We start from the raw sequence: 23,362 nt of genomic DNA, 5'->3' as shown, positions 1-23,362 counted from the left end.
TAAAAATTTATCATGTCAATTTTGCGGAAGAACGAGCGTACCGTTTTCTATACTTGCGACGACGTCGCGCATCTTTGCCCGCATTTCATCCGTCACCGCATCGTTTTTGTGATCCGGCGCGTCCTGCACAAAGCGCACGAAACCGTCCGCGACGCCGACCGTTTTCGCCGTACCCCATTCGGTTTTGCCTGCGAGGTAGTCGGCCGTTACGTTTTCCGCCATCTTCGATTGCTCGAGCGGCGTGCACGATATGATATTGTCTGGTGCGCGCTCAAAGCTCGCGTTGTCGAAAAATGCGAGATATTTTCCCTTTTCTTTCGCCGCGTTGATGACGCCTTGCGATGCCCCTCCGCAGATCGGAAGGATCACATCGACTCCGGACGAATACATCGCGTTTGCAAGCTCTGCACCCTTTGTCGCATCGTACCAGTTGCCGACGACTCGGAAATCGACCGCCGTACCGGGAGAAGCGGCTTCCGCGCCTTCTTTGTAGCCGGGAAGTATGACGTTGTTCATGACGGGATATTCCTGTCCTGCAATGAGACCTATCTTTTTCGACTTCGTCATGAGGCCCGCCATATAGCCGGTAATATACGACTGTTCGTGTTGATTGTAACGTACGGTTGCCACCGACGAGTTTCCCGATTTATAGGCGTCGAGCAGAATAAACTTTTGATTCGGAAACTGTGCGGTAAGCGGTTCGACGAGTTCCGGCAGCGACGGGTTCGACGAAATGATGACGCTGTATTTTTGCTCCGCGGCAAGGGCGGTGAGCTTTGCCGACCATTCGGCTTGGTTTGTTCCCGCTTCGAGCACCGTGACGGAAGCCTGCGCACTTCCGTCTTTTCCGTCGTTATACGAAGCGACGGCATGTTGCACGCCTTCGGCGAGCATCGCGTAGATGGGACTGTCGGCTATGATGCCGGGGACGAAGACCGCGATAGAATGAGCTTGTGTTTTTTTTGCGCTGCACGAAAAAAAAGTCAAAAGAAAAGCCGTGAGTGCAGCGGCGCATATCGATTTTTTCATAATGAATTACCTCTTGCCGGTAAATATAGTTTTATATAAAACTTTTGTCAAGCGTATGGATGCGGTATAAAAACTCCGTGTTCGCGGAGCGTCGCATCCGCCGGTGCCGTAGGCGTACGTCCGTTCCGCCTGCATCGTATGCGGGCGGTCTTTCGTTTTATTGAGAAAAATTTTCTGCGATGCGCGAAAGGTAGGCGAAAGCGTTTTTCTTTTCGGTTTCGGAAAAGCCTTTGTAAAATATTTTAAGCAGATCGTTTGCAAGCTCGGTCGTCACATCGTTGTAACGCTTTCCCTTGCGCGTGAGCGATACGAGCTTGCGCCGTGCATCGTCGGGAGTGGAAAACGTTTTCACAAATCCGTCGCGCTCGAGTTTTCTCACCAAAACCGTCGCCGTCGATTTGTCGCGGTTGATTTTTTCTGCAAGCTCTTTCATCGTCAGCGTGTCTTTTGCGGCGAGCTGAAATAGAATAAAACCGTGCGAAGAAGCGAAATCGGGTAAGCCCTTTTCCGCGAGGCGCTTTATGAGAAAATCCGCCGCTGCCGAATGTATGCGTGATACGAGCGACATACTCTGCCGTATATCCGTTTGCATAACAAAAGTATACACCTTGTTGCGCTCTAAATCAAATAGCGCTACAATACCGTATGTATCTTTTTTTTATCAAAAAAAATTTTTACGACGGCTGGGACAATATGCTCTCGCTCATCGTCATAAACCTCGTCATTATGACCGTGTCTCTGGGGCTTTTATCGCTTATCTACGCTCTACAGCAAAGTGTACCGCTCGTCATAGCTCTCATTATCCTCTTCGGCATCGTCATATCGATACTTACCCTCGCATCGGGAGAAGTCGCTTCTTCTGCGGCAAATTTCGGAAGCGCACACATTGCGGATTTTTTTCGGGCGATTCCATCGTGTATCGCAGACGGTATCCGTTTCGGTCTTATCCTCAGCGTCGTAGGAACGGCAGCTTATGTCTGCATCCCGTTTTACTTTGCACAAAAAACGCTCCCGACGATGTTTATCGGTTCGATGTTCGTGTGGCTTGTCGTCTTTACGCTGCTTTCGCTCCAGTGGTTCGTTGCGATCCGCTCTCTCATGCATAACGATTTTAAAAAATGCTTAAAAAAGTGTTTTATCGTATTTTTTGATAATATATGGTTTTCCTTGTTTACGGTGGTGTACAATTTTTTTCTTTTAGCGCTGAGCGTTTTTTTGTTCGGACTTTTGCCGTCCGTTGCAGGCATCACGCTTGCACAGGTTAACGCGCTCCGCTTACGCTTGTATAAATACGATTATTACGAAGCGCATCCCGAATTGAAAACTCCGAAAGAAAAGCGCTGCATTCCGTGGGACGAGCTTTTGCAAAACGATAAAGAGACTCTCGGACCGCGTTCGTTTAAATCGCTCATATTTCCGTGGAAAGAGTAGGACGTCGATTTTCAGGATCAGTATACTTTTCCATATCGAAACGGTTCGGTATAAGCTGCAGGATTTGGAGAGTACGGCTCTTCGGACGGTGCTTGTAATTTATTATATTACAAAGAATTAAAAAATACTATTTTCGGTCCCTACGAGAGTCGAACTCGTCTTTAAAGATTGAGAATCTTTCGTCCTAACCGATAGACGAAGGGACCCGGTACTGACAAAAAGGGCTGTCTCAAAAGTCGGTTACTTTTTCGACAGCCTGTCGAGTTTGAAATTAAGTCTTTGTATTGTTAATGACTTAATTTCAAACATCGCATAATAAATCAAGGAAACTTTCCAAAAATCGAAATTTTTGAAAAGTCTTTTGCGTTCCCCAAGGAGGATTCGAACCCCCACAAGCAGAACCAGAATCTGCGGTGCTACCATTACACAATCGGGGAATATACTGTTCCGTCACTATACGTGTTTGGCGGGCATTTGTCAATACGGTGAGTGCGGTGTGTTGCCGGAATTCCGTGTATGCAAAAAAATATCCGATCGACAAGCCTGCGGCATAGAGCGATTTGCCGCCGCGGTTATCCGATCGGAATAAAAAGCGAATCTTACTTTGCCGACATGAGCAGCGTTTTCGGATCGAGGTTTACCGTACCCGCAACAGCGGTTTTATCGCGGAGCTTCAATACACTGAGCGCAACTCCATTTTGCGAAGCGGCAAGGTGGCACACTGCATCGAAAAAGGGAAGCAGTTCCGGACGGCAGGAGCCCTCCAAATCCGCACTCACCTTTGTGTCGCTGAACCACGCGGTCATTTTTTCTTCTTTAACAAAATGTGAAACCGTTTCGATATCTTCTTTGCTCACTTTATCCATGTTCATGCCGTCGATGACGAGCGCGGAAACGGCGATGCCGCCGGCTTTCAGCGATTTGAGCGTATTGATTACTTTTGCAAGCGAAAAGGTTTCCTGATTGAAATTTAAAATCATGCGGTCACGCATAATGCTGTCTTTCAATTCGGGGGTATCTGCGATATTTTTTTTCTTCGATATCTCGGTAAAGATGCTGTCGTACCATGAAATCACGTTCGAAGAATGCTGGTCGAACGAAACGTGAGCGAGTTGTTCGTCTTTGAGCAATGCATCGAGACCGAACTGCACGAGGATGGCCGTTTTTCCGACGCCCTTTTTTGCGGTGACGAGGCCGATTTCTCCGGCTTTCAGTCCTCCGTCGGTAATATTGTCAAAGCTGCGCACAGGGCTGTAGTTGATAAGATCTTTTTTGTCCATAGCTGTCTCCTATAAAACTTTTAAAGTATGGAGTTTACGAAAAAGCGATGTCAAAACGTCGGCACCGCTTTTATCGTATCTCGTTATTTTTGCGCTGCTTTGCGCTCTTCTTGATATTTTTTCATCAGTTCTTCGCCTACGGCATTCGGTACGCGTCCGTATTTGAGGAATTCCATCGTAAACTCCGCTTTGCCCTGAGTCGAAGAGCGGAGGATCGTCGAAAAGCCGAACATCTCCGAAAGCGGTACTTCCGCGTTTACGGTCGACGTATTGTTTTCGTCGGTCGTATCGATGATGACGCCTCGTCTTTGGTTGATGAGTCCGAACATATTGCCCTGGAATTCGGTCGGCCCGGAAATCGACACTTTCATAATCGGCTCGAGGATGACGGGTTTTGCTTTTTCGTAGCCTTCGCGGAAAGCTCCGATCGCAGCCTGCTGGAAAGCGATGTCGGACGAGTCGACGGGGTGGTATTGACCGTCGTTGATCGTCATCTTTACGCCGACGATGGGGAAGCCGATGAGCGTGCCTTTTTCCATCGCTTTGCGGAATCCCTTGTCACAGGACGGAATGTATTCGTTCGGGATGGCGCCTCCCTTGATCGCATCGACGAATTCGTAATCTTTGTCCGCGAGCGGCTCCATAATACCGGCAACGCGTCCGTATTGTCCGGAACCGCCGGTTTGCTTTTTGTGCGTATAGTTGAACGGCGCGCTCTGCGTAATCGATTCGCGGTAAGCGACTTGCGGCTGACCGACGACGACTTCGCACTTGTATTCGCGCTTCATGCGTTCGACATAGACGGCGAGGTGCAGTTCACCCATACCTTTGATGATCGTTTCGTTCGATTCGGGATCGACGTAGGTTTGGAACGTCGGATCTTCTTTCGTAAAGCGGTTGAGCGCTTTCGCCATCTGAGCGGCGTCTTTTTTTTCTTTCGGCGTAATCGATTCGGAGATGACGGGATTCGGAACGTACATCGACGCCATGGAGTAATTGAGTCCGCCGCCGCAGAACGTATCGCCCGATGCGCAGTCGATGCCGAACAGCGCTACAATATCGCCGGGAGTCGCTTCGTTGATGTCTTCCATCTTGTCCGCATTCATGCGGACGAGACGTCCGACTTTAAACTTTTTTCGCGCGCGCGTATTGTACAGTTCGCATCCTTTCGGGATAGTACCCTGATACACGCGGACGTAGGTGAGCTGTCCGTACTGTCCGTCGTCGAGTTTGAATGCAATCGCGACGGTCGGCTTATCGGCGACATTGAAAAGCTCGACCTGCGCTTCGTTGTTGTCGAGGTCGAACGCATAGTTATGCACCTCGGTCGGGTCGGGAAGATAGCGCGTAACGCCGTCGAGCACGAGCTGTACGCCTTTGTTCATGTGAGCCGAACCGCAGAATACGCCGACGAACTGTTCGGCGAGCGTCGCTTTGCGGACGGCCGCGATGATCTCTTCTTCCGTTTCTTTGCCTTCAAGTGCGTCTTCCATGAGCTGATCGTCGAACATCGACACCGCATCGACCAGATCGGCGCGGTATTTTTGCGCCTCTTCGACCATGTGTGCGGGAATTTCGGCAACGCGTACTTCCTGGCCGTCGGGACCTTCGAAATAGAGCGCTTTCATTGCAACGAGATCGACGACGCCTTCGAGCTTGTCTTCGAGTCCGATCGGAAGCGCCATCATGTGTGCGTTGAGTCCGAGTTTGTCGCGCAGCTGTTTGCACACGCGGATGGGATTCGCGCCTTGCCGGTCGCATTTATTGACAAATGCGATGCGCGGTACGTGATAGCGCTTGAGCTGACGGTCGACGGTGATCGACTGCGACTGAACGCCCGCGACCGCGCACAAAACGAGGATGGCGCCATCGAGAACGCGTAGACTCCGTTCGACTTCGATCGTAAAGTCGACGTGTCCGGGCGTATCGATTAGGTTGATTGTGTAATCTTTCCATTGAACCTGCGTTGCTGCGGATTGGATCGTAATGCCGCGCTCGCGTTCCAATTCCATGCTGTCCATTGTCGCGCCGACGCCGTCTTTACCGTGAACTTCGTGAATTTGATGAATCCTGTTGCAGTAAAACAAAATGCGTTCCGACAAAGTCGTTTTTCCCGAGTCGATGTGAGCGCTGATACCGATATTTCGTACTTTGGAAATATCAAAGTCCATATTAATTACCTCTTTATAAAAAAAATTCCACCTTACAGTAAGGGATAAATATAACCGATTACAAAGCTTTATTCAATACCGCAAAAATTATCAATATTTTCCGGCGGCCGATAACCGGAATGTATATTTAATAAATTTTGTCGTATGAGAAGCCGAAAATCCGAGCGCGGCGCTTCCGCCTCCATATTCGTCGTTTTTTTGTTTTAATGAAAATCCGGCATTGCCTGAAACCGTAAAATTTTTTTTCGAATGTGCGATTGAAATTTTGCACGATTCTTCAGCCGTTTTTTTTGAAAATGTGCAAGAAGCTTGCGTTCCCCAGCGGAGATTTCCGCTGCGCCGAGCGAATCTTCCGGAAATCGTATAGTACAGAGTATCGGCATCGAGCTTTTGCGCGTTTGAGAATTCGATGCCGGCGGATTCGAATGTGAGGCTCGCTGAGATGTATTTATCCGCGTACCGAAGACCTCCTCCGCATTTTACCTCTATTTGTTCGATGTCGCGGGCGGGTGTATATGTTTGCCGCATGACTCCCGCCGCTCCGACAGTAAAAGATGGAAGTCGAGGAGATGGGAAGCGATGCGTATACTGCGGGGAAATGCGGAATTGGCGAAGCGTATGTAGCACTTCGCCGCTCGGCGTCATGATGCCGCGTCCGTCGGCTGCGAAAACCGAAGCGAGCAGCGTACAGCTCCCGAATGCGAATACATTTTCGCTTCGGTATGTGCGGCGCAGTTTTCCTGACGGCTGATTATAAAAGCCCGCGGTAAAGAGAGAAGTGATGTTCGGCGCCGAAAAGAGCGTTTGTAGGGCAAATGCGGAATACCGAGCCGGTTTAAAAAATGCGATTTCGGAAAACCACGATGACGCGTTGTTTTTGAGAAACACACTTGTCCCGGTAAACGAAATACCCGCGCTTATCATACGCGGTAAAGCGATGCGGATATCCGCTGAAGAGGCAAGGGTTCCGTCTTCCCGATAAAAAAAAGAAGCTCCGGATCCGGCGAAAAGCGGCGCTGTGTTCGGAATGCGGCAGTCGGCTGCAACGGCGAACGTTTTATTTCCCGTACCCGACGACGGAAGCGAAGAAGCGATCCCTGTTTTCGTCGGAAACGATGTTGCAAACGGAGAAGCCGAAAAGGACGGAGCGGGAGAAGTGAGGCGCAAAAAACTTCCGTTTACGGACAGCGTACCCGCTTTCAGCATGAGCGGAAAACGCAGCGCACGAGCGAAAGATACTGCCGCCCCGTATTGCGGAGAATGAACGGCAGCGCTCTTAAAATGCGGCAAGGCGATATCCGATAGGACTTCGTAAAAGCGCACGTCGGCATCGCGGAAAAGGGCGCGCATACCGGCAGCCGTAAGCGCCGAGGCTTGAGCGGAAGAATCTGCGGCATCGAAACGGAAAGACGACGATGTGCGTACATCGAGCCGTTTGAAAAGCGCTTCGGGTTTTTGTTTGTTTTTGCCGTTTTCCGAACTCCGTTCGATTCTTTGTTCGGTATTCGTTTTTTCCGACTTTTCGGCAGCGGAAAATCGATTTGCAGACAAAAATACCGCAAAAACTGCGGCGATCAATATACAGCGATAATTCATACCCTAATAATCGCCGTAAATTTCCGGTTTCGGAGTTTTTTATGGAAAAATATAATCGCCGGTATAAAGATTCCGTCTCGGCGCGCACTTCGCGGTTCAACTCCCAATTATTCTAATAATACGTTGCAATAATAACGACAACTGATTTATAAATTTAACATTCAGCGGCTGGGGGGAGTTGAAGCGTTCCTCTCGCGGACTTCCTGTCCGCTCCTTCCACGCCGTCTTCGCGCGCTGTCGGCGGCCTCCTGCCGCCTTTTCCTCGCACCTGCTCGGCGCGCACTTCGCGGTTCAACTCCCAATTATTTTGCCGCCACATATTATTTTGTTAATGGTAACTGCGTTATAAATTTGAAGTTTTAGCGGCTGGGGGGAGTTGAAGCGTTCCTCTCGCGGACTTCCTGTCCGCTCCTTCCACGCCGTCTTCGCGCGCTGTCGGCGGCATCCGTGCCGCCTTTTCGGCGCACCTGCGCCGCGCGCGCTCCGCGGTTCAACTCCCAATTATTTTGCTGTTATATATTGTTTTGCGGCGGAGGATTATATTGAAAATTTGAAGTTTTAGCGGCTGGGGGGAGTTGAACCCCTACACCAAGCTTGGGAAGCTCGTATACTACCGCTATATTACAGCCGCATCGGTGGGATCATCATAGCTGAAAAACGAAGGGAATGCAAGCGCATCGCACCGATCTCTCATCATGACCGCCCCGGCAAAATTTTCTACAGCCGTTCACTGAACATTGCTTACAGTCCTCCTTTCATACACGCGAGCATTTTGCTATACTGTTTTTATGAAAGCAATACCGCCTTACACGGTGCTCTATGCGGACGACGATATCGTCGTACTGAATAAAAAAAGCGGACTGCTCATCGCCGCCGATCGGTACGACGAAGCGGCCCCGCGGCTCGACATCGAAGCTGAAAGCGAGTTCGGGAAACTCTTTGCCGTGCACCGCATCGATAAAGATACGTCGGGCGCGATCGTGTATGCGCGCAATGAAAAAGCGCACCGTTCTCTCTCGCTTCAGTTCGAACACAGAGAAGTCGAAAAAATTTATCACTGTCTCGTCTACGGACGACCCTTGTGGGAAACGCTGCACGCCGACGAAGCGCTCCTTCCCGACGGAGATGCAAAGCACCGTACCGTCGTCAATAAAAAAAGCGGTAAAGATTCCGTCACCGATTTTCGCCTTATCGGCGTCTGCGGTCAATACGCATGGATTGAAGCCGTTCCGAAGACAGGGCGCACGCATCAGATCCGAGCGCATTTGGCGGCACACGGATTATACATAGTCTGCGATCCGCTGTACGGCGGCAATCAAAAACCCGTACGCTTGAGTGATTTCAAAAAAAGATGGAACGGCGATGCCTTTGAAGAGCGCCCGCTTTTAGCCCGTCTCGCGCTGCACGCGTACAAGCTGACGATTACACATCCCGCAACCGGCGAGCGCATGACGTTTTGCGCGCCCTATCCGAAAGATATGGATGCAACGCGCAAACAGCTTGCAAAACTGTATAAGGTCGATCCCCTTGCCGTTTAATAACCGCACGACAAAATTATTAATTGTTATTTTTCTGTCTGCGTCGATGATGAAAACTCTTTCTGCAAAAGTTTGGAGCGTTTCCGTCACGCCGCTCTTTTCCGTCGAATACGGTACGATCGGCGAATTCGTCTATAAAAAAGATGTCGACGGAAAGTATAAAAAAATCAGCGAACTCGATTGGGATATAAAACCCGCGCTGTACTTCGGAGGCGCCGTCGGCGTGTTATGGAAAGCGCTGTCGATTCAAGGCTTCGCGCGCGGCGCCGTTCCGATGGGATCGGGCAATATGGAAGACTCCGATTGGAAAACGCTGACGGATTTAAAAACCACGTATTCGATTCATAAAAACATGCTCGCCTCTTCGTATGCGTTCGGCGGACAAATCTCGTATGCATTTCAAATAGCGGATACCTTTGCGATCCGTCCTTTTTGCGGAGTCGATTACTCACGCATCGCTTTCAAAGCACGGAACGGGCGCGCATGGGAAGGTTATGATATACTTACCCATACCGGCGTTGCGTGGAACGATCCCGCCGCAAAGCCCTACGTTCCGCTTGGAATCGATTATACGCGCGAAGAAGTGCATACATGGTTCGGCGTTTCGTTCGATACCTTTTTTAATAATAAATTTACGCTTGCGCTTTCGTTCGCCTTTGCACCGTATACGTATATACAGGCGCTCGATCATCACTACGGCGGATCCGGTGCGTACTTTGCCGACATTTTGCACGGATGGTTTTCCTCATATCGATTCGGCGCCGAAGCTGTATATGCTTTTAATAAAAACATAGCGTTGTCGCTCGCGTTTTCGTGGACACTGACGCGCCGTATACGGGGAGCGACGTATGAGGCGACTCGACCGACGGGATCGTGGCACGGAACCGATGACGCCGAAGGCGGGGCTTCGCGCAGTACGGGTGAGATTTCGCTCGGCTGCACTTATCGATTAAATTTTTGAATTCGGCCGGCGCCTTTTTTTATGCGCACCGACAAAATGCGGCGCCTTGCCTGATCTTCAACGATGTACGCCGTCGTCCCGTCTATATACGCTTCGCTCGCCGACGGTAAGTATCCGAACTTTTCAAGGAGCCAGCCGCCGAGCGTATTGAAATCTTCCGACTCCAAGTTGAGTTTCAGAATCGCATTTACATCGTCGAGCTTCATATCACCGGGCACGATGTATTCCGATTTTCCGACGAGCGTAATCCGCGCTTCTGGCGCGATATCGGACGTGGGATTTTCATCGGTCATGCGGCCGAACACGACGCGCATCACATCGTCCGTCGTGACGATGCCTGCGGTACAGCCCTGTTCGTCGAGCACGACGGCAAAATCCGTGTGCGCTTTTTTAAAATCTTCGAGCATTTCGAGGGCGGTAAAGGTTTCGGGGACGAAGAGTGCGTGCGACATTTTCCGGCGGATAAAATCGGTCCGTTTCGTTTCTTTTTCAGAACTGAAGAGCACCGATTTGTATCCGAGCACTCCGATGATCGCATCGGGTGTATGTTCGAAAACGGGAATGCGCGAACAGCCTGTCGTCAAAAAAATATCGGCGACGCGTTCATAATCGCTGTCGGCGGAAACTGCGTTTACGAGCGAACGATGTTTCATGATATCGTGGACGCGCAGATCGCTGAACTGAAATATCTTCGAAAGCATTTTGCTTTCGCCCGCTTCGAGCGTGCCTTCGCGCGCGGCGACGGCGATCATCATTTTGATGTCTTCTTCCGTTACATCCTCTCCGTCGTCCTTCCAGAATTTTCCGACGATAAACGATGTGCCGCGCGAAATCCGCGAAAAAAACCATACGATCGGAAAAAATATTTTTTCAAGCGCGCGCAAAAGCGGCGCAAAGCGCAGTGCCGTAGTATCCGGATGCAAGACAGCGGCCGTCTTCGGAACGATCTCGCCGAAAATCGTTACGAGGGAAGTAATGATGATCGTCGCAATGCCGACGCCGCTTGAACCGACAATCGAAACGGCGAGTGCGGTCGCAAGGGATGCGGCGAAGGTATTAAAAAAATTGATTCCGACGAGCACGAGCGTCAACAGCCTGTCCATGTCGTTTCGGAGAGCGAGTGCCGTTTTCGCACAGCGTTTTTTACTCTGCACGAGTTCTCGCAATTTAATTTTCGAAAGGGAAAGGTACGCCGTTTCCGATGCCGCAAAAAATCCGATAAGCGCGACGAGCACGATCAAAATTATTAATATGACGACGGTATTCATATCATTCCTCTCCGTCGTCAGCGATGCGCTTTACGTGGATTTTATTAATTCTTCGGTCTTTTATCGAAAGCACGGTAAAACGCAGTCCTTCGTATTCGATACAGTCTCCCGCACGCGGCATATCGCCCAGCCTTTCGGTGATCCAGCCGCCGAGTGTTTCGTTTATGTCAGATGCAAACGGAACATGCAGCAGCTCCCGCGCTTCGCTCAGCAGCATATCGCCGCCGGTTACGAAGTCGGACGTGTCTTCGATTTTTACCGGAGGCAAATGCCCGCGTCCGCTCGCATTCGAATCGGTTATGCCGAAAATTTCGCGGGCGATGTCGCTCTGTGTGATGATGCCGTCGGTGCCCGAATATTCGTCAACGACGATCGCAAGGGACTGACGGTTTTCGCGGAGCATTTCCTGCACCGACGACATCTTTTTCGTACCGAGGATAAAAATCGGTTCGTGCATGACGGTCCGCACGGAAAACGCATCCGCCTTTTCTTTGTACGCGAGCAAATCTTTTATATAGAGGACGCCGACGATATCGTCGATGTCTTTACGATAAACGGGAAAGCGCGAAAAGCGCGATCGCTCGGCTTTTTCGATGATGTCGCGCCAGCTTGCCTTATCGGATACGGCGACGATTTTCGTACGCGGAATCATTATATCCTGCGCTTCCAAATCGGTGAATTTGAAGACGCGGTTCATGATCGCATTTTCGTCTTTTTCGAGCGCGCCGCTTTCCGCACCGACGGCGATAAAGGTTTTAATCTCTTCTTCGGTATACGACCGGTCGGGCTTTTTTGTACTCACGCCCGCCGCGTGCAGCACCGCGTGTGCGACGGCGGTAAAGGCGAGCGAAACCGGTTTAAAGATAAAGACCGTGACGGAAACGAATTTCGAAAGCGTGTACGCGAACACATCGGGGTGCCGCGTCGAAACCGCTTTGGGAGTTATCTCCCCGAAAATCAATAAAAGAACGGTTGTTGTAAACGTTGCGATTCCGACGCCGTTTTTTCCGAACAGCGCGATTGCGGCGGCGGTGAGGATTGCGGAAAGGAGTATATTGACGAGATCGTTTGCAACGAGCAGGGAATTGATAAGTACGTCTTTTTTTTCGAGCAGCTTTGCCGCCCGAAGTGCTTTTTTATCTCCGCTTTTGCGTTTTATGCGGAGACGGAGTTTGTTCATCCCGAGGAACGAACTTTCGGAAATCGAAAAGAGCGCGGACAGCGTTATTAAAACGGCAGCCGCGGCGATCAATAAAACGACGGTTGCAGGATTATCGGGAGGTTCGTTTTCCATAATTTATTGCTGCTTCCCGTCGCCGGAAGTTCGTTCGATCTCTTCCTTTAAGGCGACAAGCATTTCGGCTATACGCGGCGCATATTCGCTTTCGGGATCGGCGTCGTAAGCCTTTTGAAAATAATCGAAGACGGCTTTATAATCGGTACTACCGGTCGTTGTTAACAATTCGCCCGCATAATAATACGCATGCTGCCGATCGCGCCCGCTGAGCCTCTTGTCTTCGGCGGCCGAAGCGAGTGCTTGAATCGCGGAAGCGAAATCGCGCTGCATATAAAATGTCGACGCATCGGAGACGGCCGTGAGTAAAATATATTTGCCGACAAATCCCGTTTCATTGTCGGGATCGAGGGAAGAAACCGTGCGGAAAAGATCGGCCAAAAGCAGGCGCCGCGTATCCTCCGTCGCTTCCGAGAGCGCATCGATTGCGCGCACTTTTTCTGCTCCCGACGCAGCGCGCACCGCATCAGCCAATGTATTGATTTTATCGAGGTCGGCCGTTTTGCTTTCGATGAGTTTTATATACGCTTCCAGAGTAGCGTCTTCATCGGAAGTTTCAAGCTTTGCCGCACAATAGCCTTCTTTTGTCGCAAGAAAAACGGAAGGGATGGAATCTACGTTATAGAGAGAGGCGATATGCCCCATGTATTCGATTTTCCGCTGACGCTCTTCCGCCTCTTTTTTTCCTTTTTCGCTTTGATCTTCGTCATCGCCGGAGAGCGAGGCCGAAAAATCCAAATTGACGAGGATAAAACGCTTCGAAAGGGCGGAAACGAATTCTTTCGTATCGAATACTTTTTCTTTGAGCACCCGGCTTTCCTCGTCGTTGTCATTCACGGAAAAAAGGATGAGGAGATTTTTATTTTTTTTCTGTGCGGCTTTTTTTGCCTCATCGTAATCGATGTACCAGCCGTTTTTGACGACTTTTGCGGAAGCGGAGCAGCCGGTAAAAAACACAGCGATCGCCAAAGCTCCGATTATCGGTTTTATTTTTTTGTTAAACATCATACACTCCATATTATTAATTATTAAAATATCTTACTCCCGCCGCAAAGATGTTTTGATAGGAAGTTTCATATTTGTTTGCAAGCGGATCGCCTGCGACGTTTTTGATGAGGTCGCGCGAAGCCCCTCCTTCGTCGATGCCGATCGTGCGCTCGCTGTGTCCCATTTTACCGAGCACGCGGCCGTCGGGACTTGTAAGCCCTTCGATCGCAAAGAGAGAGCCGTTCGGATTGTCCGGCTCGGCTACGGCAGGCACACCGAGGGCATCGACGTATTGCGAAAACACTTGTCCCGAAGCGAAAAGCTGTTGGGCAAGCGATGCTGCAACAACGATGCGGCCTTCCCCGTGTGAAACGGGAATCAAATGTACCCTCTCGTCGATAACCGACGCATCGAGCGCCCACGGACTCAATGCGCTCACCGTGCGAGTGCGGGCGATGCGCGAAATGTGGCGTCCAACGGTATTGAACGTGAGCGTCGGCATATCGGCGGTCATCGTGCGGATTTCACCGAAAGGCACGAGCCCCGTTTTGATGAGGGCTTGAAAACCGTTGCAGATGCCGAGGATGAGACCGTCCCGCTTTTTAATAAGCTGCATCACTTGCTCTGAGATGCGCCCCTCGCGCAAAACGTTTGCGATGAATTTACCCGAACCGTCGGGTTCGTCTCCTCCGGAAAATCCTCCGGCAAGCGCTAAAATCTGCGCGCCTTTCAATTCCCGCTCAAGCGTTTCGAGCGACTCTTCGAGGGCCCGGGGAGTATTGTTTGCAAAGACTGCGATCTTCGTTTCGGCTCCTGCGACGGCGAACGCGCGCGCCATATCGTATTCGCAGTTCGTTCCCGGAAAAACGGGGATGAGTACGCGCACTTTTTTTGTCGGAGCGGCAAAGCTTTTTTTGCCGAGCGAAACGCAGCTCCTCAAATCGGCAAGCGAAGGATGTGCGGCGAGCGCAAAGGAGGGAAGCGCAGGCTGTGTCGGGCTTTCGGATACCGAAGGAAATACTTTTGAGAGTTTCGATTCCCACGCTTTTTCCGCATCCGAAAGCGAAATCTTCGTGTGCGGAATACCCGCATTTTCATCTTCGACGACGATTTCACTTTCGCGTATCGTCTTGCCGATTTTAACAATCGTACCGGAAACAAAACCCGCTTTATCGATTTCGCTTTCCGCTTCGGGTGCAGCTTCGAAGATGATCGAACCGTACTGCGGCGTAAAGAGATCGAGCGAAGACGCTTTCGCGCCCGGTATGTGCACCCTCGTAAACGAAAGCGGCACGGCATCGATGCGCCCTCCGATACCGTTTCCCATCATCATCTTCGTAAGAGCTTCCGCGATGCCGCCCGCCCCGACGGGATACATCGCGCGTATGGCGCCCGCGGCGTTCAAGCGATAGAGGATTGCGGCATTTTGCATAAATGCGGTGAAATCGGGAGCAAGAAGCGGCGAATAGGGAGTTCCGACGAAATAGATCGCGCTTCTCGCTTTTTTAAACGAACCGCTCGTCACTCGCTCCGCTTCATCGTGCGTTACGGCGAACGACACGAGCGTGTGCGGAACGTTTATATTTTCGAAGGTACCGCTCATACTGTCTTTTCCGCCGATCGACGCACAGCCCGTCTTCTTTTGCGCGTCGAGCGCGCCGAGCAAAGCCGCCGCAGGATAGCCCCACTTCTTTTCATCGACGGCGCGGCCGAAGTACTCTTGAAACGACAGGCGGCAAGAAGCGGCGTTTCCGCCGATACACACAATCTTTGCAAGAGAGGAAAGCACCGCCGTTTGGGCGCCGTGCCACGCGCTCCATTCGCCGACGAAGGGGTCGAAGCCGAATGACAGCATACTCGCCGTAGAGGTTTCACGCGGAGAGGCGACGGGAATTTTTGCCGCCATAGCCGCTTCGGGCGTACGCTGATATTTTCCGCCGAACGGAAACAAAACGGTTGCGGATCCGATGGAACCGTCGAAGCGTTCGGAAAGCCCTCGTTCGGAACAGCATGCCAAATCGTTTATATTTGCAAGCCACGCATCCGAAAGCGATGAGGGCAATTTTTTTGAAACGGTTTCGAGCGGGCGGACAAGCGGCGACGTTTCGGGCAGCGCGGGATTTTCAATGTACGCACGCGCTTTGTGAGGAGCGCCGGCAGCGTCGAGAAAATCGCGGGAAAGATCGACGATCGTTTTGCCCCGCCATCTCATGACGAGGCGATTCGAGTCCGTCACTTTTGCGACGACGACCGCACGGAGATTTTCCTTCGCCGCAAGCTCGATAAAAGCGCGCGCATCCTTTTCCCGTACGACGACCGCCATGCGTTCCTGCGATTCCGAGATCGCAAGCTCGGTGCCGTTTAAGCCGTCGTATTTTTTCGGCACCGCATCGAGGTCGATGTCGAGCCCCGCCGCCAATTCTCCGACCGCGACTGACACACCGCCCGCGCCGAAGTCGTTCGAACGGCGTATCATCAAGCTCACTTTTTTATCGCGGAAAAGGCGCTGTATCTTTCGTTCCTCGACGGCGTTGCCTTTTTGCACTTCCGCACCGGCGGTCGTCACCGATTCTTTGGTGTGCACTTTCGACGAACCCGTAGCCCCTCCGATGCCGTCACGTCCCGTACCGCCGCCGAGCAGCATGACGACGTCTCCCGCTTCCGGTCTTTCCCGGACAACGGAGTCCGCAGGAGAAGCGGCGATGACCGCCCCGCATTCCATGCGCTTTGCAGCATAGCCCGGATGATACAATTCCGCGACTTGCCCCGTCGCAAGTCCTATTTGATTACCGTACGAAGAAAATCCCTGTGCCGCTTCGCGGCATAATTTCATCTGCGGAAGTTTTCCCGGAAGCGTTTCGGAAATCGGCACGGTTGGATCGGCAGCCCCCGTCACGCGGAGCGCTTGATATACCCACGCTCTTCCCGAAAGCGGATCGCGGATCGCCCCTCCGATACATGTCGCAGCTCCTCCGAAAGGTTCGATCTCCGTCGGATGATTGTGCGTTTCATTTTTAAATAAAAGCAGCCACTTTTCCGTTTCGCCCGGCGAATCGGGAGCAAAAGGTTTGCCGTCTTTGTCCGTCGTATAATGCACGTCGATAAACAGCGAACACGCATTGTTTTCTTCGGAGGCTTCCATATCGTCGAGTTTGCCGTGCTTCCGCAAATACTTTGCACCGATGACTGCCATATCCATGAGCGTCACGGGTTTTTCCGCTTTTCCGTACACGTCGACGCGCATATCGGTATAGGTTTTAAGCGATGAAGTAAAAAGCGGAGCATAGGTGCCGTCTTCGATTTTAATGTCCGTCAATTCCGTAAGGAAAGTCGTATGCCGGCAGTGATCCGACCAATACGTATCGAGTACGCGGATTTCCGTTTCCGTCGGATCGCGTCCTTCCTTTTTAAAATAATCCTGCATGAATTCGACGTCGGCCGCATCCATTGCAAGCGCCATACGCTTTCGAAGAGAGGCGAGCTCGCTTTTATCCATGCCGATAAATCCCGCAACGGACGGAATGTCGGCGGGAGGAGCCGCTTTCAATTCGAGCGTGTCGGGGACGGCGTCTCCTGCAAGGCGCGAATCGACGGGATTGATAAGGTAGTTTTGAATGCGCTCGATGTCGCGTGCGCTCACCGCGCCTGAAAGGAGGACGACCTTTGCGCACCGCACACGGGGCGGCTTCGTACCGCGGCTTTTTTCGGGAAGGCTTGCGCGCAAGAGCAAAAGACACTGTTCTGCGGAATCGGAGCGTTGATCGTATTGGCCGGGAAGGTATTCCCACGCGATCGCCGTTTCGCCCGAACGAAGCGGAAGCGCATCGAAAGTACACTCGTCGCTCTGCGGTTCGGAAAAAATTCGATGCGCCGCCTCTTTCGCTTCTTCGTCGGAAATATTTTCGACGTCGTAGCGGTTCAAGTACCGCACGCCCGTAATGCTCGGAATCCGCAAAAAATGAACGATTTCCGATTTGATTCTTTCGGCTTCATTTTGAAAACCGCGCTTTCTTTCCACATACAAACGGAACATTGGTACAGTATAAACGATTTACGCGGTTTCGAACAGTAAGCGTGCAAGTCCGAGCCGTGCGCATACCTCACTGCGCACAGCGCAAGGCAAAGGTTCGTGCGCATTGCTCAAAACGCATAAACGTGCGATAATGCGTTCATCATTCGAAAATGCGAGGCGATTATGATACGGTTACGCGGTGCATTTACGGCGATGATTACGCCGATGAAGGAAGACGGTTCGATCGATTATGACGGATATCGAAAGCTGCTCCGTTTTCAAATGGAAGAGGGCATCGACGGACTCGTGCCGCTCGGTACGACGGGCGAAACGCCGACGCTCGATGAAGACGAAGAACAGCGTATCATCGATGTCGTAATGGAAGAAGTGCGTGCGTTCGAAAAAGAGAGGGGTGTCAAAGTACCCGTCGTCCTCGGCGCGGGCAGCAACAATACGCGCGATGCCGTCCGTTATACGGAGCGCGCAAAAAAAGCGGGCGCGGATGCCGCTCTCGTCGTAACTCCTTATTACAATAAGCCTTCATCCGAAGGCATCTTCCGTCACTTTGAAGCGGTTTCTCGCGTAGGCATTCCGATCCTCGTGTACAATATCGCCGGCCGTACCGGAAAAAATATCGATACGCCGACGCTTTCGCGCATCGCGGATTTGCCGAATATCGCGGGCGTCAAAGAAGCGAGCGGCAGCATTTCTCAGATGACGGACGTTATCGACACGATTAAATCGAAGCATCCCGACTTTGCCGTACTGAGCGGGGATGATGCGATGACGCTTCCGCTCATCGCATGCGGCGGCGACGGCGTCGTATCGGTCGTTTCGAATGCGGCGCCTGCTCTCGTTTCGGAAATGGTAAGAGCTGCTCTTTCCGGCGATTATGAAGCGGCGCGGAAAATTCATTATCGCTTGCTGCCGTTTTTCAAAGCGGCCTTTGTCGACGGGAATCCCACGTCGATAAAATATGCGATGCGTGTCAAAGGTTTGCCTTCGGGGAGCGTGCGTTTGCCGCTCGTCGATGTGCACGACGAGGCGAAAAAGATTATCGAAGAAGCGCTTTCGGTGTGCGGATTATAACGCACGGATTGCATCGTGCGGATTGTAAGGCGTGCGTTGCGCTCCGCCGAATTTACATTTGACGAATAAAATTATTAAGGAAATTGTTATGGAAAAGATACCGGTAGGCGTGCTCGGTGCGACGGGCATGGTCGGTCAGCGCTATATCGCGCTGCTTGAAAATCATCCGTGGTTTAAAGTGAGCTATGTTGCGGCAAGTCCGCGCTCTGCGGGTAAATCATACGAAGAAGCGGTCGCAAACCGCTGGCTCATCGGGGCTGATATTCCTTCGGGCGTTGCAAAGCTTACCGTCAAGGATGCAAACGATGCGCCGCGTGCGCTCGGCAAATGCGCGTTCGTATTCAGCGCGCTTGAAATGAGCAAAGACGAAATCAAAGCGCTCGAAGCGCGCTATGCGGCGGAGGGCATTCCCGTAGTTTCAAACGCGAGCGCAAACCGCTGGACGAGCGACGTACCCATGCTCGTACCGGAAATCAACTGGGCGCACCTCGACGTGATCGCGTTTCAAAAACGGCACTACGGCTGGGACAAGGGCTTTATCGTCGTAAAGCCGAACTGTTCGCTGCAAACCTATATGATGCCTATCCACGCCCTCATTCAAGCGGGCTATCCGATTAAGCGTATGATCGTGACGACGCTGCAGGCGACCAGCGGGGCGGGGTACCCCGGTGTGCCGTCCTTCGATATGATCGACAATATCGTGCCGTTTATCGGAGGCGAAGAAGAAAAGACCGAGCGCGAATGTTTGAAGATACTCGGTTCGGTCAAAGACGGCGAAATCGTCAATGCGGCAGGCCCTGCCGTATCGTCGACGTGTACGCGCGTTCCCGTCGTCGACGGACATACCGCCTGCGTAAACCTCGACTTCGATTTACCGCAAGATAAAAAACCTTCGATCGAAGAGATCGCGCGCGCGTGGAAGAGCTATCGCTCGCTTCCGCAGGAATTGCAGCTGCCGTCCGCGCCCGTTCATCCGATCGTGCTTCGCTCCGAAGAAAACCGCCCGCAGCCGAGGCGCGACCGCGAAACCGAAGGAGGCATGGCCTGCGTTATCGGACGGCTCCGACCGTGCAACGTGTTCGACGTAAAATTCGTTTCGCTGAGTCACAATACGAAACGCGGTGCCGCGCTCGGCGGTATTTTGAACGCGGAACTCTTGAAAGCGAAAGGCTTTTTCGACGCGCTGTAAGGGCGGAAAGCGGTTGCGGATTTTGGATATCATTATTACGTAATGGAGATTGATATGCCTGAAATAGTAAAACCGTTTTACAATCCTGGTCCCGGAGACATCATTAAAGACGCGATGAAAGAACTCGGCTGGAATTAGGAAGACCTGGCCGAGATTCTCGGCATTTCGCTTAAAAGTGTAAATCTTATTTTAAACAATCGGCAGCGTATTACGCCCGAAATTAAAGATATGATCCCCGCCGATCTCATAATGGGATGATATCGAAAAAAAAGTAATAGAATTGTAATCCTCGTTTTAATCAGCACTTTCTTACATATCCTCATGCATACGAAGCGAGTTTCGGTTTTTCCGCATCGTGTACGCAAGCGAAAATTCGGTGAAATAGAGCAGTAGTATTTCAAAATATGCATTTTTTATAAAAATGTATGTAAATATCCTATAAAAATAAATTTAATTTATATAAACAGTGATATTTATGTAATTTTTTATAAATCATATTGACAAAAATATAATAGTATTATATATTTTTTTATGTTAAATATACAAAACGATTACGATTTTTTATTTGATAAACTGTTTTTTAGCATGCCGCGATAGGAGAAGACGATGAAAATAGGATTTATCGGACTCGGTATTATGGGCAAACCGATGAGCAAAAACCTTATCAAAGCAGGACATGAACTCGTCGTATGCGATTTCAATAAAGACGCAGTCGCCGAACTTGTAGGCTGCGGGGCAAAGGCTGCAGAAAACGGAGCTGCCGTTGCGAAAGAATGCAGCGTTATCATCACGATGGTACCGAATTCTCCGCACGTGCGCGCGGCCGTTTTCGACAAGGGCGGCATCGCGGAAACGGTGAAACAGGGAGCGATCCTCATCGATATGAGTTCTATCGATCCCGTTGAAAGCCGCAAAATCGGAGCCGACCTTGCAAAACTCGGTGTCGACATGCTCGACGCTCCCGTTTCGGGAGGCGAACCGAAGGCGATAGACGGCACGCTGTCGGTTATGGTCGGCGGAAAAAAAGAGCTGTTCGATACCTACTTCGACGTGCTCAAAGCGATGGCGGCTTCGGTCGTATACGTCGGAGAGCTCGGTGCGGGAAACGTCGCAAAGCTCGCAAATCAAATCGTCGTCGCCTGCAATATCGCCTCTCTCGCGGAAGCGCTGATGTTTTCGCGTAAAGCCGGCGTCGACCCCGAACTCGTGTTTCAAGCGATAAAGGGCGGTCTTGCGGGTTCTACCGTTATGAACGCAAAAGCGCCGATGATGCTCGCGCACGATTACAAGCCCGGTTTCAGAATCGAACTCCATATCAAAGATTTGACGAACGCGCTCAACGCGGCGCACGCGGTGACTTCTCCCGTTCCGCTTACCGCCGAAGTTATGGAAATGATGCAGGCGCTGAAAGCCGACGGCTTTGAAAAAGACGATCACAGTGCGCTTGCAAAATACTATGAAAAGATGACGAACGTGAAAATCGGAAAATGATTTTGACAGACAAATGTAAGGCAAAAAAATGAATACATATATAAAACGACATAAAGATACCGTCATAGCGATTTTTATGATTATCTTTGCGGCTTTTTATTATTATTTGTCACATCGCATCAATATTCTGGAAGATAAATTTATCAATTCCACTTTTTTCCCGCGGCTTTTGGCTTGCTTATTGGTTTGTCTGAGCATAGTTTTAATAATTAAAGATTTTACCGAAAAAGATACCAAAGCCGGGGACGACGCCGTTCGGAAAGCGATCAATAAAAGCGGAAGAATCCGTATAATCTTAACCTTTGTACTGTTGATTGCCTATGTCGTATTGATGAATGTTTTGGGCTTCCCGCTTATGACGGTATGTTATATTTTCGCTCAAACACTCGTTTTGACGCCAAAGGAAAAATACAGCATACAACGCATAGGCCTCTTTTTATGTATTTCGGTTTTATCCACTGCAATAATCTATATTGTTTTTACCCGATGTTTTACTTTGGTTTTGCCGAGCGGCATTATTAATCTTTAGGAGGTTGCGTGCGATGCTCCTTTCAGGTCTTTCCGTAATTTTTAATAACCCGCTCAGTTTGATTTGGGTCTTTATAGGCGTTATCGTCGGGATAATATTCGGCGCGATTCCGGGCCTTTCCGCGACTATGGCGATAGCGATTTTTTTGCCGATCACCTACAGCCTGACGACAACCGAGGGCATGGGTACGATGATGGGTTTGTATATCGGCGGTATATCGGGCGGTTTGATTTCGGCGATTTTGCTTAATATACCGGGAACCCCTTCTTCCGTTGCGACCTGTTTCGACGGAAGGCCGCTTGCGCTTAAGGGGCAAGCCGATAAGGCTTTGGGCGTGGGCATTTTATTTTCATTCGTCGGTACGTTGATAGGTATCGTCGCTCTTATTTTTATATCGCCGGTATTGGCTTCATTGGCGATCAAATTCGGCCCTCAAGAGTATTTTGCCGTTGCTCTTTTTTCGGTCGTACTCATCGTCGTTCTGTCGTCTGAAAATATGATTAAGGGTTTGATGACGGGCGTTTTGGGTTTGATATTGTCGACGGTCGGCATGGATCCCGTAGTCGGTATGCCGCGTTTTACGTTGGGAACAATAACGCTGAAATCCGGTTTTAATATTTTGACGGTATTGGTGGGCTTGTATGCGATTTCCGAAGTATTGAATACTTGTACGGACAGCACGCTGCAGCAGCCGCTTGATATTCCCAAAGTCAAAATGAGAGGTTTCGGCATCACGATGACCGAGTTTATCCGGCAGCTGGGTAATGCGTTCCGATCGGCGATGATCGGCTTGGGGATAGGAATTCTCCCCGGTATAGGCGGCGGAACTTCGAATTTGATCGCATATACGGTAGCGAAATCGCAATCCAAAACCCCCGAAAAATTCGGCAAAGGAGAGATAAGCGGTCTCGTAGCGTCGGAAACGGCAAATAACGCAACGATAGGCGGCGCTATGATTCCTCTGTTGACGTTGGGGATACCGGGAGATACTACGACGGCGATGGTTTTAGGCGGATTGATGATACACGGCATTATACCCGGGCCGCTTATCTTTGAAACCCATGGCAATCTAATGTACGCGATCTTTATTTTTATGCTGATCGCGAGCTTTTTGATGCTCATCGTCGAAACCTTGGGAATACGAGCTTTTGTAAAAGTTTTAACGGTTCCCAAAAATATACTGATGCCGCTGATCGTTGTGCTCTGCGTTATCGGCGCATTCGGTACGAACAACAGAATTTTCGATGTCGGTGCGATTATCTTTTTCGGAATCATAGGATATTTTTTAAATAAACTCGATTTCCCGCTGCCGCCGCTGGTTTTGGGATTTATTTTAGGCGGAACGCTTGAGATGAATTTGAGGCGAGGGCTTTCCATGACCAATGATCGATTCCTTCCGTTTTTATTGCGCCCTATCTCCGGAATATTTATACTTTTAACATTTTTATTTTTGGTATTTTCCATATACAAGCAAATAAAGAGGTCTAATAAATAGGA

Annotated in this window: 17 protein-coding genes and 3 tRNA genes; 8 read left to right on the top strand and 12 right to left on the bottom strand. The window is 50.6% G+C overall.

Annotation, left to right across the window (positions count from 1 at the left end; translation table 11 throughout):
* Positions 1–15: 15 nt before the first annotated feature.
* Positions 16–1,029 (bottom strand): BMP family ABC transporter substrate-binding protein, encoded by a 1,014-nt coding sequence (locus tag IZU26_RS03090; protein WP_433276683.1) that lies wholly within the window; start codon positions 1,027–1,029, stop codon positions 16–18.
* 157 nt (positions 1,030–1,186) lie between these two features.
* Positions 1,187–1,621 carry a MarR family winged helix-turn-helix transcriptional regulator gene (locus IZU26_RS03085; RefSeq protein ID WP_310822952.1) on the bottom strand — a complete coding sequence of 145 codons (435 nt, stop codon included), beginning with the start codon at positions 1,619–1,621 and terminating at the stop codon, positions 1,187–1,189.
* Positions 1,622–1,674: 53 nt separating this feature from the next.
* Between IZU26_RS03085 and IZU26_RS03080 the strand changes: the two genes are divergently transcribed.
* On the top strand, positions 1,675–2,460 hold the full coding sequence (locus IZU26_RS03080; RefSeq protein WP_433276680.1) for a hypothetical protein: 786 nt from the start codon (positions 1,675–1,677) through the stop codon (positions 2,458–2,460).
* A gap of 134 nt (positions 2,461–2,594) precedes the next feature.
* Here IZU26_RS03080 and IZU26_RS03075 read toward each other — a convergent pair.
* From IZU26_RS03075 to IZU26_RS03050, 6 genes are all read right to left on the bottom strand, one after another.
* Positions 2,595–2,666, bottom strand: a tRNA-Glu gene (locus IZU26_RS03075).
* Between the two features lie 160 nt (positions 2,667–2,826).
* A tRNA-Gln gene (locus IZU26_RS03070) sits at positions 2,827–2,897 on the bottom strand.
* 162 nt (positions 2,898–3,059) lie between these two features.
* Complete coding sequence (locus IZU26_RS03065; protein ID WP_433276677.1) at positions 3,060–3,740, bottom strand: ATPase domain-containing protein; 681 nt, start codon at positions 3,738–3,740, stop codon at positions 3,060–3,062.
* 83 nt (positions 3,741–3,823) lie between these two features.
* Positions 3,824–5,911: an elongation factor G gene (fusA, locus tag IZU26_RS03060; RefSeq protein WP_021330712.1), complete on the bottom strand. Its 2,088-nt coding sequence runs from the start codon at positions 5,909–5,911 to the stop codon at positions 3,824–3,826.
* 90 nt (positions 5,912–6,001) lie between these two features.
* On the bottom strand, positions 6,002–7,507 hold the full coding sequence (locus IZU26_RS03055) for a hypothetical protein (RefSeq protein WP_433276675.1): 1,506 nt from the start codon (positions 7,505–7,507) through the stop codon (positions 6,002–6,004).
* A gap of 560 nt (positions 7,508–8,067) precedes the next feature.
* Positions 8,068–8,138: transfer RNA gene (locus tag IZU26_RS03050), tRNA-Gly, on the bottom strand.
* Between the two features lie 157 nt (positions 8,139–8,295).
* Here IZU26_RS03050 and IZU26_RS03045 point away from each other — a divergent pair.
* The gene (locus IZU26_RS03045) at positions 8,296–9,045 is read left to right on the top strand and encodes an RluA family pseudouridine synthase (protein WP_433276673.1); all 750 of its coding nucleotides are present in this window, start codon (positions 8,296–8,298) and stop codon (positions 9,043–9,045) included.
* A gap of 46 nt (positions 9,046–9,091) precedes the next feature.
* The gene (locus IZU26_RS03040; RefSeq protein ID WP_433276671.1) at positions 9,092–10,006 is read left to right on the top strand and encodes an omptin family outer membrane protease; all 915 of its coding nucleotides are present in this window, start codon (positions 9,092–9,094) and stop codon (positions 10,004–10,006) included.
* Here the strand turns inward: IZU26_RS03040 and IZU26_RS03035 are convergent.
* From IZU26_RS03035 to IZU26_RS03020, 4 genes are read right to left on the bottom strand one after another with little or no spacing between them, the layout of a single operon-like run.
* On the bottom strand, positions 9,988–11,274 hold the full coding sequence (locus tag IZU26_RS03035) for a hemolysin family protein (RefSeq protein ID WP_433276669.1): 1,287 nt from the start codon (positions 11,272–11,274) through the stop codon (positions 9,988–9,990). The two genes, IZU26_RS03040 and IZU26_RS03035, sit on opposite strands and share 19 nt — an antisense overlap.
* 1 nt (position 11,275) lies before the next feature.
* The gene (locus IZU26_RS03030) at positions 11,276–12,568 is read right to left on the bottom strand and encodes a hemolysin family protein (protein ID WP_433276666.1); all 1,293 of its coding nucleotides are present in this window, start codon (positions 12,566–12,568) and stop codon (positions 11,276–11,278) included.
* A gap of 3 nt (positions 12,569–12,571) precedes the next feature.
* Complete coding sequence (locus IZU26_RS03025) at positions 12,572–13,576, bottom strand: thioredoxin family protein (RefSeq protein WP_433276663.1); 1,005 nt, start codon at positions 13,574–13,576, stop codon at positions 12,572–12,574.
* Positions 13,577–13,589: 13 nt separating this feature from the next.
* A complete protein-coding gene (locus IZU26_RS03020) occupies positions 13,590–17,588 on the bottom strand; it encodes a phosphoribosylformylglycinamidine synthase (protein ID WP_433276661.1) in 3,999 nt (1,332 codons plus the stop codon).
* 162 nt (positions 17,589–17,750) lie between these two features.
* Between IZU26_RS03020 and dapA the strand changes: the two genes are divergently transcribed.
* From dapA to IZU26_RS02995, 5 genes are all read left to right on the top strand, one after another.
* Complete coding sequence (dapA, locus tag IZU26_RS03015) at positions 17,751–18,656, top strand: 4-hydroxy-tetrahydrodipicolinate synthase (RefSeq protein ID WP_433276659.1); 906 nt, start codon at positions 17,751–17,753, stop codon at positions 18,654–18,656.
* A gap of 88 nt (positions 18,657–18,744) precedes the next feature.
* Entirely contained in the window at positions 18,745–19,845 is a 1,101-nt protein-coding gene (asd, locus tag IZU26_RS03010) for an aspartate-semialdehyde dehydrogenase (RefSeq protein WP_433276657.1), read from the top strand.
* 606 nt (positions 19,846–20,451) lie between these two features.
* A complete protein-coding gene (garR, locus tag IZU26_RS03005) occupies positions 20,452–21,336 on the top strand; it encodes a 2-hydroxy-3-oxopropionate reductase (protein WP_433276655.1) in 885 nt (294 codons plus the stop codon).
* Positions 21,337–21,364: 28 nt separating this feature from the next.
* Positions 21,365–21,865, top strand: coding sequence for a tripartite tricarboxylate transporter TctB family protein (locus IZU26_RS03000; RefSeq protein ID WP_310822931.1), 501 nt, complete (start codon positions 21,365–21,367; stop codon positions 21,863–21,865).
* A 13-nt stretch (positions 21,866–21,878) separates the two neighbouring features.
* Entirely contained in the window at positions 21,879–23,360 is a 1,482-nt protein-coding gene (locus IZU26_RS02995; RefSeq protein WP_021330728.1) for a tripartite tricarboxylate transporter permease, read from the top strand.
* Positions 23,361–23,362 lie beyond the last annotated feature (2 nt).

The organism is Treponema sp. SP13, assembly GCF_050938355.1.
Classification (GTDB): Bacteria; Spirochaetota; Spirochaetia; order Treponematales; family Treponemataceae; genus Treponema_D; species Treponema_D socranskii.
Note: the sequence above shows the minus strand (reverse complement) of the source record. Positions and strands in the feature narration are given on the sequence as shown.

Excerpts from the sequence above, each read along its gene's own strand:
- IZU26_RS03000 (WP_310822931.1), top strand. The coding sequence starts at position 21,365 with ATGAATACATATATAAAACGACATAAAGATACCGTCATAGCGATTTTT.
- IZU26_RS03045 (WP_433276673.1), top strand. The coding sequence starts at position 8,296 with ATGAAAGCAATACCGCCTTACACGGTGCTCTATGCGGACGACGATATC.
- IZU26_RS03085 (WP_310822952.1), bottom strand. The coding sequence starts at position 1,621 with ATGCAAACGGATATACGGCAGAGTATGTCGCTCGTATCACGCATACAT.
- IZU26_RS03090 (WP_433276683.1), bottom strand. The coding sequence starts at position 1,029 with ATGAAAAAATCGATATGCGCCGCTGCACTCACGGCTTTTCTTTTGACT.
- IZU26_RS03065 (WP_433276677.1), bottom strand. The coding sequence starts at position 3,740 with ATGGACAAAAAAGATCTTATCAACTACAGCCCTGTGCGCAGCTTTGAC.
- IZU26_RS03080 (WP_433276680.1), top strand. The coding sequence starts at position 1,675 with ATGTATCTTTTTTTTATCAAAAAAAATTTTTACGACGGCTGGGACAAT.
- IZU26_RS03055 (WP_433276675.1), bottom strand. The coding sequence starts at position 7,507 with ATGAATTATCGCTGTATATTGATCGCCGCAGTTTTTGCGGTATTTTTG.
- dapA (WP_433276659.1), top strand. The coding sequence starts at position 17,751 with ATGATACGGTTACGCGGTGCATTTACGGCGATGATTACGCCGATGAAG.
- IZU26_RS03025 (WP_433276663.1), bottom strand. The coding sequence starts at position 13,576 with ATGATGTTTAACAAAAAAATAAAACCGATAATCGGAGCTTTGGCGATC.
- IZU26_RS03040 (WP_433276671.1), top strand. The coding sequence starts at position 9,092 with ATGATGAAAACTCTTTCTGCAAAAGTTTGGAGCGTTTCCGTCACGCCG.
- IZU26_RS02995 (WP_021330728.1), top strand. The coding sequence starts at position 21,879 with ATGCTCCTTTCAGGTCTTTCCGTAATTTTTAATAACCCGCTCAGTTTG.
- IZU26_RS03030 (WP_433276666.1), bottom strand. The coding sequence starts at position 12,568 with ATGGAAAACGAACCTCCCGATAATCCTGCAACCGTCGTTTTATTGATC.
- asd (WP_433276657.1), top strand. The coding sequence starts at position 18,745 with ATGGAAAAGATACCGGTAGGCGTGCTCGGTGCGACGGGCATGGTCGGT.
- garR (WP_433276655.1), top strand. The coding sequence starts at position 20,452 with ATGAAAATAGGATTTATCGGACTCGGTATTATGGGCAAACCGATGAGC.
- fusA (WP_021330712.1), bottom strand. The coding sequence starts at position 5,911 with ATGGACTTTGATATTTCCAAAGTACGAAATATCGGTATCAGCGCTCAC.
- IZU26_RS03020 (WP_433276661.1), bottom strand. The coding sequence starts at position 17,588 with ATGTTCCGTTTGTATGTGGAAAGAAAGCGCGGTTTTCAAAATGAAGCC.
- IZU26_RS03035 (WP_433276669.1), bottom strand. The coding sequence starts at position 11,274 with ATGAATACCGTCGTCATATTAATAATTTTGATCGTGCTCGTCGCGCTT.